This is a genomic window from Moorella naiadis (nom. illeg.) (assembly GCF_051020825.1).
GTDB lineage: Bacteria > Bacillota > DSM-521 > Neomoorellales > Neomoorellaceae > Neomoorella > Neomoorella naiadis.
Genome location: NZ_JAXGFQ010000003.1, coordinates 65,966 through 77,473 on the forward strand (window position 1 = coordinate 65,966; position 11,508 = coordinate 77,473).

General features: G+C 55.6%; 13 protein-coding genes and 1 tRNA gene. 7 read left to right on the top strand and 7 right to left on the bottom strand.

All coding sequences use genetic code 11. The features are described from left to right. The first annotated feature begins 100 nt into the window (after positions 1 to 100). The 3 genes from SDD30_RS02730 to SDD30_RS02740 all read left to right on the top strand — a co-directional run bounded on the left by SDD30_RS02730 (position 101) and on the right by SDD30_RS02740 (position 1,929). Positions 101 to 715, top strand: a complete 615-nt coding sequence (locus SDD30_RS02730; RefSeq protein ID WP_434073399.1) for a hypothetical protein — start codon at positions 101 to 103, stop codon at positions 713 to 715. Positions 716 to 978: 263 nt separating this feature from the next. Further along, a complete protein-coding gene (locus SDD30_RS02735; protein ID WP_434073400.1) occupies positions 979 to 1,839 on the top strand; it encodes a deoxyribonuclease IV in 861 nt (286 codons plus the stop codon). Between the two features lie 14 nt (positions 1,840 to 1,853). Beyond that, a tRNA-Glu gene (locus tag SDD30_RS02740) sits at positions 1,854 to 1,929 on the top strand. Between the two features lie 78 nt (positions 1,930 to 2,007). On the opposite strand, the gene SDD30_RS02745 is transcribed toward SDD30_RS02740, so the two are convergent. After that, a complete protein-coding gene (locus SDD30_RS02745) occupies positions 2,008 to 2,157 on the bottom strand; it encodes a hypothetical protein (protein WP_434073401.1) in 150 nt (49 codons plus the stop codon). 164 nt (positions 2,158 to 2,321) lie between these two features. Here SDD30_RS02745 and SDD30_RS02750 point away from each other — a divergent pair, with 164 nt between their 5' ends. The 4 genes from SDD30_RS02750 (at position 2,322) to lexA (ending at position 5,233) form a co-directional block, all read left to right on the top strand. Further along, the gene (locus SDD30_RS02750; RefSeq protein ID WP_434073402.1) at positions 2,322 to 2,456 is read left to right on the top strand and encodes a hypothetical protein; all 135 of its coding nucleotides are present in this window, start codon (positions 2,322 to 2,324) and stop codon (positions 2,454 to 2,456) included. Positions 2,457 to 2,508: 52 nt separating this feature from the next. Continuing rightward, entirely contained in the window at positions 2,509 to 3,855 is a 1,347-nt protein-coding gene (locus SDD30_RS02755; RefSeq protein ID WP_434073403.1) for a citrate/2-methylcitrate synthase, read from the top strand. A gap of 10 nt (positions 3,856 to 3,865) precedes the next feature. Beyond that, entirely contained in the window at positions 3,866 to 4,273 is a 408-nt protein-coding gene (locus SDD30_RS02760; RefSeq protein ID WP_434073531.1) for a (2Fe-2S)-binding protein, read from the top strand. Positions 4,274 to 4,615: 342 nt separating this feature from the next. Then, on the top strand, positions 4,616 to 5,233 hold the full coding sequence (gene lexA, locus SDD30_RS02765; RefSeq protein WP_434073404.1) for a transcriptional repressor LexA: 618 nt from the start codon (positions 4,616 to 4,618) through the stop codon (positions 5,231 to 5,233). On the opposite strand, the gene SDD30_RS02770 is transcribed toward lexA, so the two are convergent. From SDD30_RS02770 to mutL, 6 genes are all read right to left on the bottom strand, one after another. Then, a complete protein-coding gene (locus SDD30_RS02770; protein ID WP_434073405.1) occupies positions 5,215 to 6,504 on the bottom strand; it encodes a methionine gamma-lyase family protein in 1,290 nt (429 codons plus the stop codon). The genes lexA and SDD30_RS02770 overlap by 19 nt on opposite strands. A 49-nt stretch (positions 6,505 to 6,553) precedes the next feature. Further along, on the bottom strand, positions 6,554 to 7,567 hold the full coding sequence (locus SDD30_RS02775) for an AAA family ATPase (RefSeq protein ID WP_434073406.1): 1,014 nt from the start codon (positions 7,565 to 7,567) through the stop codon (positions 6,554 to 6,556). Positions 7,568 to 7,684: 117 nt separating this feature from the next. Further along, the gene (locus SDD30_RS02780) at positions 7,685 to 8,071 is read right to left on the bottom strand and encodes a DUF1540 domain-containing protein (RefSeq protein ID WP_434073407.1); all 387 of its coding nucleotides are present in this window, start codon (positions 8,069 to 8,071) and stop codon (positions 7,685 to 7,687) included. Between the two features lie 148 nt (positions 8,072 to 8,219). Further along, positions 8,220 to 8,474 (bottom strand): RNA chaperone Hfq, encoded by a 255-nt coding sequence (gene hfq, locus SDD30_RS02785; protein WP_434073408.1) that lies wholly within the window; start codon positions 8,472 to 8,474, stop codon positions 8,220 to 8,222. A 40-nt stretch (positions 8,475 to 8,514) separates the two neighbouring features. Then, positions 8,515 to 9,480 (bottom strand): tRNA (adenosine(37)-N6)-dimethylallyltransferase MiaA, encoded by a 966-nt coding sequence (miaA, locus tag SDD30_RS02790; RefSeq protein ID WP_434073409.1) that lies wholly within the window; start codon positions 9,478 to 9,480, stop codon positions 8,515 to 8,517. Between the two features lie 3 nt (positions 9,481 to 9,483). Further along, on the bottom strand, positions 9,484 to 11,505 hold the full coding sequence (mutL, locus tag SDD30_RS02795; protein ID WP_434073410.1) for a DNA mismatch repair endonuclease MutL: 2,022 nt from the start codon (positions 11,503 to 11,505) through the stop codon (positions 9,484 to 9,486). Between the last annotated feature and the right edge of the window lie 3 nt (positions 11,506 to 11,508).

The following is an 11,508-nucleotide window of genomic DNA, read 5'->3' on the forward strand; positions in this document are numbered from 1 at the left end:
CCCTTTGTTACCAGGATGATTTCTTATCTTATTCTCAGGTTAATCTCATCTAATTTTAACCATCGAGAGATAGAATAAAGGCCAGAAGGGAGGTGAATTTATGGGTGATAGGGGTAAAAGGAAGCGTCTCTTAAGCCTGATTTTAGTCGTGGCCCTGGTTTTGCTCCTGGTCTCCACCGGCGTAGCCATGGCCCAGGGCCAGCCGACAGCTCAACCCCGCACCAGCCTGCAGCAGCTCTACCTGGAAAAGCTGGCCGGGGTGCTGGGAATTGATCAGAGCCAGCTCCAGGCCGATATGAAAACTGCCGGCCAGCAGGCTTTAGACGCTGCCGTGAGCCAGGGGTTAATGGACAGCAATCGCGCTGCCAAATTGAAAAAAGCCCTGGATGCCGGTCACTGGCCCTGGCCCCTCAGTCATAAGGGCAGGGCTGCCGTCTGGCACCACCGGCTGGTAGACGAACTGGCCGGCGTCCTGGGAACTACGCCCCAGCAACTGCACCAGGATTTTAAAGATGGTAAAACCCTGGAGCAACTGGCCACCGCCAAGGGTCTCACCCTGGAGCAGGTTAAAAGCCAGCTGGTTAGTAATGTCAAAAGCCGGTTAGATCAGGCTGTAGCCGCAGGCAAGCTAACTCAGGCTAAAGCCGATCAGATTTTAGGTCGTCTGGAGCAGCTGGATTTAAGTAAACTACCGCCGCCGCACACCAGCAAGTAGTACCTCCCCTCATACCTCCTCTAGCCTTATAAAGATTAGCCACCCTTGCCAGGGTGGCCTTTTTTAACGGGAGGGGTCAAGGACGATATTATAAAATCTTGCGTTCGCCCACTTCGCGGGCAAAACCCATTTCATGGGTGACGACGACCATGGTTATAGGTCAGGATTATATTTCTTGACAGGGGTTCTTGGGTAATGAGAAAATAGGTCCGGTGCAGAAATAAAATAGCAGAAATAAAATAATAGAAGAGGGAGTGAGAGATATGCGTTTGGGTGCCCATCTCTCTATAGCTAAAGGTCTGCCCAAAACAGCGGCCCTGGCTGCCAGCATCGGCGCCAATACCTTTCAGTACTTTACCCGCAATCCCCGGGGCGGGGCTGCCCGGCAGGTCCCGGCCGCCGAGATTGCCGCCTGGAAGGAGGCCCGGCAGCAGGCTGATCTCTATCCCATTGCCGGTCATTTGCCCTACACGATAAACCTAGGGGCTGCCGCTGCCAGGCAGCAGGAGTTTGGCCGGATGGTCCTGCATGATGATACCTTGAGGGTGGCAGCCATAGGCGGCGAATATTTAATTTCCCATCCAGGCCATCATGATGGTAACCGTGAAGCTGCTTTGGCACGGATCATCCAGATAATCAGGGAGGCTTACCTGAGCATCCCCGTGCCCGGCCCCATGCTTTTACTCGAAACCATGGCCGGCCAGGGAAAAGAGATAGGCAGCATTGCTGACTTGCAGTATATCCTGGCCGGACTGGGTTGGCCCGCTAAAATAGGGGTGTGCCTGGATTCGGCCCATCTATTTGCCGCCGGCTGGGACCTGCGGACAACGGCCGGCTGTCGCCAGCTGGTGCAGGAACTGGGAGATAAAATCGGCCTGGAGCGAGTCCGAGCCCTGCACCTCAATGATTCCGCAGCCCCTCTGGGTAGCCACCGAGACCGCCACGCTGGCATCGGCAAAGGGGAGTTGGGACGGGAGGGGATAGCTGCCATAGTTAATAATCCCTTCCTCGGCAAACTACCCTTGCTTTTGGAGACACCGGTTCACGATTACGAAGAATATGGTGCCGAAATCGCCCTGGTGCAGGATCTATGTCTTGACGAAGCCGGAAAAGCTGTGCTATAATATCCTTCGGTTGAGGCCCTATCGTCTAGTGGCCTAGGACGCCGCCCTCTCACGGCGGTAACCGGGGTTCGAATCCCCGTAGGGCTACCAATAATATATTTAAAGCCAGGCTCTGGGCGAGCCTGGCTTTAAATATAAACCTTAAAAAGGAGGGGGCTTAGCCCCGGGTTAACCGGCGGGTTCCTGGCGGCGCCGCAGCCACCAGTTTAACAAATAACCGTCGAGCAAGCCCATGGGATAAGCCAGCAGGGTGAGCCACCAGGACCAGCCTCGTCGTTGCTCGCGGCGTGACCTCATAGCCAAGCGGGCTCTTAACACCTGAAATCCCCCCCTTTACTGTTATTATCATACCCAATAGCTCAAGCTATACCATTGTTGTTAACATAATACTCAAGAATGCCTGCGTAGATGAGGCACTAACTGCACAAACTACCTTTAGCGCCAGAAATTCAGGCCATAAATGACGGTAAAGGAGGGAAAGCATGCCCAGGCGCTTCCGGCTCCACCGCAGTGGCCCCAACCAGGAGCGGCGGGCAAAAGTCCGGGTTCGGGAGCTACACCGCATCCGGGGTAACCAGGTAATCATCGATCCCGAACGCGGGCCAGAAAATAAATAAAACAGCAGATAAAGATAAAGGAAGACTACAGGGAGAGGTGGATAAATTAGATATGGATACCAGAGCCTACCTTGACTATCTCTGCCAGCTGGCGGAAAAGAATAATACTATTGATCCGGAGTTATATGAAAGGTATAACGTTAAACGGGGCCTGCGCAATAAAGACGGTACCGGTGTCCTCGTGGGCCTGACGGAAATCGGGGAAGTCCACGGCTACATCCTTGACGAAGGAGAAAGGACCCCTGATCACGGCCGCCTGCTCTACCGGGGGATTGACATCTGGGATATTGTGCGGGGTTTCCAGCAGGAAGGGCGCGCCGGTTTTGAAGAGGTTAGCTACCTGCTGCTTTTTGGGGAACTCCCCAACCGGCAAAATCTGATGGAATTTACCCGCCTTCTGGCCGAACACCGGGCCCTCCCCGATGGTTTTGTCGAAGATATGATTTTAAAGGCCCCCAGTAATGATATTATGAATAAACTGGCCCGGAGTGTCCTAGCAGCTTACACTTATGATAGGAACGCCGACGATCTCAGTATCCGCAATGTCCTCAGGCAATGCCTTAGCCTGATCGCCCGTTTTCCTATTATGGTGGCCTACGGCTACCAGGCCAAGGCTCACTACTATGATAATAAGAGTCTCTACATCCATCTGCCCCAGGAGGAATTAAGTACGGCAGAGAACTTTCTTTATATGATCCGGCCTGATAACCAGTACACGGCCCTGGAAGCCGAATTGCTAGACCTGGCCCTGGTCCTCCACGCCGAACACGGCGGTGGTAACAACTCGGCTTTTACCGTCCATGTTGTCTCCTCAACCGGGACAGATACCTATTCTGTAATTGCCGCTGCCGTCGGTTCCCTGAAAGGCCCCAAGCATGGCGGGGCCAATATCAAGGTCATGGAAATGATCGAAAACATCAAAGAAAACGTTGGCGACTGGCACGACGAAGGAAAATTAAGGGATTACCTGATTAAAATCTTGCGTAAAGAAGCCTTTGACGGTAGTGGTTTAATCTACGGGATAGGCCATGCGGTGTATACCCTGTCGGACCCCCGGGCTGTTCTTTTAAAGCAAAAGGCGGCAGAACTGGCCCGGGAGAAGAAGATGGAGGATGAGTTCAGTCTCTACGAGGCTATCGAAAAGATGGCGCCGGAACTCTTTACCGCCGAAAAAAAGGTCGATAAAGTCGTTGCCCCCAATGTCGATTTCTATTCCGGCTTTGTTTATAAAATGCTTAACATCCCCATAGAGTTATATACACCGATTTTCGCTATATCCAGGATCGCCGGCTGGTGTGCCCACCGGCTGGAAGAGCTAATAAGCGGCGGTCGCATCTTCCGGCCGGCATATAAAAATGTCATGGGGAAGAAAAGATATATCCCTATGTTGGAAAGGTAGGGGAAAGGCCCTGGTTTCTGAAGTCTGTCGGAGCGAGCAAAAGCAGAGCCGCAAACCTTGTCCCGCATGCGGCCGTACTGGTAAAGGGGTCGCCGGTATTACCGTGGCTAGTTTACTTAATGCTGAAGCGCAAGAAAAACTCCAGGCTACGAACTATAATCTATGCCTTTCACCGGAGTGCCAGGTGGTCTATTATGGTGATGACGGCAGCATCTTTACTAAAGACATGGTCCGGGTACCCGTATGGTTCAAGGAACAATCACCGCGGTTCATCTGTTACTGCAAAAACGTCATCGATAAGGAGATCCTGCACCATATCGTCACCAGGCAATGCTGTCATAACCTGAAGGATATCCAGAAACATACTGGCGCTAATACCGGTCATGAATGCCTGACGAAAAATCCCGCGGGAACCTGATGCAGCCAGGCGGTGCAATCGGTGATTGCCCAGGGTCTGGCCATGCTTGAGTCCAAAGGGAGAAATTAAATAAGTAAATCTAGCCTTTACCAGTGCTACCGGTGCCCGAGCACCAGTATTTTTGTTATCTCCCCTTATTACTTAACATAATACTTATTATGGGAAGTTATCCGGAATCAGAGAACTAAACGGGGATATCCCTGCAAAAATAATAATCAGAAAATATTTTGTCTCCGGCTTTCAAACTGTTGTTTGGGAATAAAAAGTATGTTAATATTAAAGCATACCAGGCCTGAAAGCCTGAAATCGGGCCGGACTTTATCCCAGACGGAGGGATTTGCTTTGCAACCGGATTTAACACCCCAACTGCAGATGGTTCTCAACTATATCCGCCACTTCATAGAGGTAAATGGCTACCCACCCTCGATCCGGGATATATGTAAAGCTACCGGCCTGCGCTCCAGTTCGACGGCGTACAATTACTTGAACAAGCTGCAAAAGAAAGGTTACATCCGCCGCGATCCGGCCCGCTCCCGGGCCATCGAACTCCTGACTCCCTATCCTGCTGCCACCCAGGTAAAAAACATGGTTTCTGTACCCCTGCTGGGTAAAATAACCGCCGGACAGCCTATCCTGGCCGTTGAAAATATCGAGGATGTTTATCCCCTGCCGGCTGATCTGGCAGGGACGAAAGACGCCTTTATGCTGCAGGTCCGGGGCGACAGCATGATTGAAGCCGGCATCCTCGACGGCGATTTTCTCATCGTTCGGCCCCAGGATACAGCCGAAAACGGTGATATTGTCGCCGCCCTGCTGGGGGACGAAGCCACCGTTAAATATTTCTACCGCCATCCCGATCACATCGAACTGGTACCGGCCAACAGCCGCATGCAGCCCATTATTACCCAGGAGATCACCATCCTGGGTAAAGTAGTCGGCCTCTATCGGCGCCTGGCCTGAAGCAAGCCCCGGTTTATCATCTCCTGGGCTGCCATAAGGAGGGCTACCCTGGTGTAGGGGTAGGCGTGTCCCCCCTGCAAAAAAGCGGCATAGGGCGGCCGCAGGGGACCATCGGCGCTCAGTTCGATGGAAGAACCTTGGATGAAGGTTCCCCCGGCCATAATAACCGGGTCCTCATAACCTGGCAGGGCCGCCGGTTCTGGCCTGGTCATGGCCTCCACCGGGCAACCCTTTTGCAAGCCCTGGCAAAAGGCCAGCAATGCTTCTTTACTTCCCAGGAGCAAACACTGGACAATATCCCGTCGTGGTTCCAGCGGCAGGGGGTCCACCGCGAAACCCAAGCCCTGAAAAAATGAGGCAGCGATGATGGCTCCTTTCAGGGCTTCCTGCACCACCAGGGGGGCCAGGTACAGCCCCTGGTAATAGAGACGTTTGTTTTCAAAGGCTCCCAGCTCACCACCAAGGCCGGGGGCCGTCAGGACTGCCGCCACCTCTTCTACCAGGTCTTCCCGGCCGACGACATAACCCCCGCCCGGTGCCACCCCGCCGCCCGGGTTTTTAATCAACGAGCCGACAATGAGATCAGCCCCCACCTCCCCCGGTTCATTCTCCTCCACCAGTTCGCCATAACAATTATCCACCAGGCAAATAGTCTCCTGTCCGGTTTCTTCACCGGTTTTTTTAATAACGTCAATTATTTTCTCCAAATCGGCTATCCCCAGCGAAGGCCGCAAGGCATAGCCCCGGGAACGCTGGATCAGGCAGAGGCGCGGTTTCACAGTTACTACAGCCGCCGCCAGGGCGGCCAGGTCGGGACGCCCCTGAGGGTCAAGGGGAACTTCCCGATACCCTATCCCCCATTCCTTCAAGGTACCCGGTACCCGGGGACCCAGACCGATTACTGTCGCCAGGGTGTCATAAGGACGGCCGCAGGCTGCCAGCAGGGTATCACCAGGGCGTAAGATGGCTTTCAGGGCCAGGGTCAGGGCATGGGTGCCGGAAACAACCTGCGGCCGGACCAGTCCCGCCGCTCCGCCAAAAATAGCGGCGTAAAGTCTCCCCAGCGTATCCCGCCCCAGATCGCCATAACCATAGCCTGTAGAATCCTGGAAGTGGTATTCGGTGACCCCCAGGTCCTGGAAGGCCCGCAGGACCTTCAGGTGGTTATGGGCACTTACGGCTTCAACTATAGCTATGGCTTCCTTACTGTTTGCTTCCGCCTCCTGCAGGCGTTCCACCAGCCAGGGCGCTACGGCAAAAAGCTCCCTCATACTCTTGCTCCAATTGTCGCCTCTCAACATTTAACCCCCATCATCAGAATTACCGGGAGTTATTATAACAGATCGGCGACCCGGGCGAAAGCTCACCCCCTTCCTCCTGCAACTTTGCCGGCGGTGCTGGCCGGAGGAGGTCGTCTTTTTCAATGGTCATTAACTGCCCACGGGTAAGGCTGCGCTTATCAACCAGGCGCAGGGCCTGGCGCCGGATGGCCCTTTCGATTATATTACGCACCATCCGGGCATTACCGTTATAACGGTGACCGAAAAGGGCCTCCCGCCGCAGAAGCCGCTCCATTTCGGCGGCTGCCTCTATTGAGAGGATATACTGTCTTTCCGCCAGCATCACCCTGGCAATGGCCAGCAGCTCCGGGACAGTATAGTCAGGGAAATCCAGCTGGATGGGAAAGCGGGAACGCAAGCCCGGATTGGTCTCTAAAAAGGAGTCCATCTCCTCCCTGTAGCCGGCCAGGATCAAGATGAGATTGTCCCGGTAGTCCTCCATGCCCTTCACCAAGACGTCTATTGCCTCGCGGCCGAAATCCTTTTCTCCCCCCCGGGCCAGGGAATAAGCCTCGTCTATAAAGAGGATGCCCCCCACCGCCTTCTTCAGTTGCTCCCGGGCTTTATGGGCCGTATGGCCGATATATTCCCCGACCAGGTCGGCCCGCTCCACCTCCACCAGTTGTCCCTGGGATAAAACCCCTAGCTCTTTAAATAACCGGCCCATGAGCCTGGCCACAGTACTCTTGCCGGTACCCGGATTACCCTTAAAAATCATATGCATAACGGTAGCGACCGTAACCAGGCCCTCCCGGCGGCGGCGCTGCTGGATCTCGACAAAGGCCCGCAACTCCTTAACCAGGTTCTTGACTGCCTCCAGGCCAACCATCTTATCCAGTTCGGCCAGGACGGCCTCTACCCTTTTTCTACCGGCCTGTTCGTATTCCCCATTCCCCCGGTTACCCTGGAGGAGGGGACGGGCCGGGGACCAAACATTAGCTTTTAGGCTATTATTTTTGTGCTGTTTATCCGTCCCAATTTTTATCTTGAGCATGCTATCCCCTCCCCTGCTCTTCTCTTTTATGTATACGCAGGCCGGAGCCAGGTAAGAAAAAAGGCCGGCGATAACCGGCCTGCTATTTCTTTCCTTGTATTATTAGAGCATACATTATTAGCCCTTACGCTGGTAAGTATGGCAGTTAGTATCCTGGCACTCGTCGGCGTTGACCCCCACGACGTCGATCTTTTCTGCTTTACAGTGGTTACCTTCAGCCCAGTAGGTGCAGCTGTTCACAATGCAGGTAACCGATGGGTAAAGTTCCCCACCCGGGAGAAGGGTATTACTGAGAAGTCCACTCCAGTTGACATTATCCAAGGAGCCGACCAGATTGGCCATCCCCCGGCGGGCGCTGAAGGTCTTGCACTGGGTCTGCTCGGGGTTCTGGGCCATCTTGCCTTCCTCTTCATGCAAAATATCGATATTACCTGCCGCGCAGAGGTCGCCGTTCAACCAGTGGTTGCAGGTATTAACTTTACATTTGACCTTTGGTCCAGGCATAGCCGTTCCTCCAGATGATAGAGTTAACTACCCTTTAGTATCCATATCCTATCCTTTCCCCGGTCAAAGAAATTATACCGCCAAAGGAAAAACTCCCCGGTTGCAACCGGGGAGCTGGGGATGGAAATAAGCCAGGGATGAAAATAAGCTACTGTTTGGGCTCGGTCTGGGTCTTGCTCTCGGCCATCAGGTTTACCGGCCGGAAGGGCATAATGGTGGAGATGGCGTGCTTATAAATCATCTGCTGCTTGCCATCGGCATCCAGGACGACGGTAAAATTGTCAAAACCCCGTACTAAACCCTTCAACTGGAAACCGTTGACCAGGTAAATGGTCACGGGGGTATTGTCCCGGCGCAATACGTTCAAAAACAAATCCTGCAGGTTACCTTGGGTTTTATTCATCTTTTCCCCTCCAGGTTGGTATTTTTTGTTTAGTATAACCCTATTCTACATTAATATCAATTGTCCTGCTGATAAAACCGGCTATAGCAAGAGAAATTTCCTTAATTCTCGCCTCTTCCACCTCCCACCAGTGCAGCCGTTCATCCCGCCGGAACCAGGTCAATTGCCGTTTGGCCAGGCGGCGGGTATTACGTTTTAAAAGCGCCACCGCCTCCGCCAGGCTCAGTTCGTGGCGTAGATAAGCGCCAATCTCTTTATAACCCAGGGCCTGGAGGGCCGGCAGGCGGTAATCGTACCGGTCCAGCAGCCGGGCGACCTCCTCAACCAGCCCCTGGGCTAGCATAGCATCAACCCGGGCCTCGATGCGCTCGTAAAGAAGAGGTCGGGGCATGGTCAGGGCCACCGCTGCCAGGCGATAGGGCGTTTCCTTGCGCCGGCGCCAGGCCAGGGCGGCGGAGATGGGTTGCCCGGTTGTCTGGTAAACCTCCAGGGCCCTGACCAGGCGCCGCCGGTCATGGAGATGGATCATCCTGGCGGCCTCCGGATCAGCCCTTTGCAGGCGTTCATAGAGGTATTCATTGCCGAACCTGGCGGCCAGCTCCTCCAGTTCCTGCCGGACCCGGGGATCTCCCCCTTCTGGAGTAAAGCGGTAGGGATCGACTACCGCCTGGTAGTACAGGCCTGTGCCGCCTACCAGCAAGGGCAAACAACCCCGCGCGTTTATTTCCTTGATCGCCCGCCGGGCCAGGGCTTGGTAGTCAGCAACACTAAAAGGCTCGTCAGGGTCGACAATATCTATCAGATGGTGGGGTATTAGTTGCCCCTCCGGCCCCACCCTCTCTGCCGGGGTCAGCTTGGCCGTACCAATATCCATACCCCGGTAAACCTGGGCGGAATCGACCGAGATTATCTCTGCCCCTAGGTGGGCGGCCACCTGGAGGGCAATGGCTGATTTGCCCGTCGCCGTAGGCCCGACGATGGCTGCCAGGGGTTCTTTCGCCGACAAGCTCTACCTCCCTCCATTTGTTTTTATCGGACGCTGAAAGTAACGGGCTAGTTGGGCTTGATCCAGTCGGACTATAGCCGGCCGGCCGTGGGGACAGGTATAGGGATGGTTAACCCGCCGCAGATCCTCCAGCAGCCTTTGCATCTCTACCCTGGCCAGGGGCTCCCCTGCCTTTATCGCCCCATGGCAGGCAATAAGCTTGTAAAGCCTTTCCAGTACCGGCAGGTTGCTGTCCGCCAGGAAATCCTCCAGCACCTCTCGCTCCTTCCCCGGGGGAATTCCCAGGGGGACCGAGCGTAATAAAAAGGTGTTGGTTCCGAATTCCTCGACGATAAACCCCAGTTCCCGTAGGACGACAATCTGATCAACCAATTTTAACAACATCTCCGGGGCCAGGTGCAGGGTTAAGGGGGGTTCCAACATCTGGGCCGGGTGACCACCAAGCCCGCTTTCTTTAAATAAAGCCTCGAAGCGGCAGCGCTCGTGGGCGGCATGCTGGTCAATGATATACAGGCCGTCGCCACCGGCCGCCAGGATATAAGTATTAAACACCTGGCCCAGGGCCTGTAAAGGGGGCAGGACCGCCGCTGTCTCTGTCCCGGCTGTATAACCTTCCTTGCCAGGACCGTCCGGGTGAACCGGCGGCGAAGGCATGCTTGCTCCTCTCCAGGTCCCTATCTTGGGGGATTTATCCGGGTTGGTCTCTCCCTCCTCCAAGGGTTTCTCCCCGGTCCGGCCTTCCCCGGTAACTACCGGCTCCAGTTCCAGCAAGACCCTGCCGGCACCAGCCTGGTCCCAGCCCGGCCCAGTCGTTCCGCTAGCCCCGCTCATTCCGGTAGGGGTAGTATTTTGTTCCGGTCTCAACGGGTGGCGAACTTGCCCATCTCTTTCCCGTAGGATATATTCTCCCCAGTTGTGCGCCTGTTCTTCCATATCCCGGAAGGGAATATCCTGCTGCACCACTGTCGACCCAGTGGCCTTCTTTTCCTCCGGTCGGGCGATGGTTGCCGGTGCCACGGCCCGGGGTGTGAAAAGTGCCCCCTTGACCAGATTGGTTACCTGCCGGGCCAGGTCCTGTTCTTTCTGAAAACGGACCTCCAGCTTGGTCGGGTGGACATTGACATCTACTTCCCCCGGGTCCAGGGTCAGCTGCAGGATAAAGAGGGGATGCCTGCCGGCAGGGATGACGCTCCGGTAACAACCCTCTACGGCCCAGGTGAAAACGCGGCTTAAAATATAGCGGCCGTTGACCAGCCAGACTTGCTGGTTGCGATGGGAACGATGCATCCAGGGCGGGGAAATAAAACCCTGCAAGCTCCAACCAGCACCGGCTCCCTGAAGGGGCAAAAGCTCCCGGCCCGTTTCCAGGCCGTAAAGGGCCACCAGGACAGCCTGAAGGTCGCTATTGCCCGGGGTGGCCAGGGAACGCCGGCCATCGATGCTCAGGGTCAGGGCCACCTCCGGGTGCCCCAGGGCCAATTTCTCGACCACACCCATTACCGTCCTGGCTTCCACTGCCGGTTTTTTTAAATACTGGCGCCGGGCCGGGGTATTAAAGAATAAATCCCTGACAGTCACCGTAGTCCCGGGCGGGCAGCCGGTTGCCATAACCTCTGGCTGGGTGTCGCCGGCAACCCGCACCAGGGTGCCGGCCGTCTCCCCCAGCGGCCGGGTCGTCATCTCCACCCTGGCCACGGCGGCAATGCTGGCCAGGGCCTCACCCCGGAACCCAAGGGTGGTAATCCGGGCCAGGTCGGTCGCCCGGCGGATTTTACTGGTGGCGTGACGGGCGAAAGCCAGGGGGGCATCCTCCCGCCCTATGCCCAGGCCGTCATCCCGGACGCGGATCAGCTCCAGACCGCCCCCGGCAATCTCCACATCGATATGCCGGGCTGCCGCATCCAGGGAGTTTTCCACTAATTCCTTGACTACCGCGGCCGGCCGCTCGACTACCTCCCCGGCAGCGATCTGATTGGCAGTCAGGGCATCTAGGACGGCTATCCTGGCTGCCTGGTTCCCAGTCAAGCT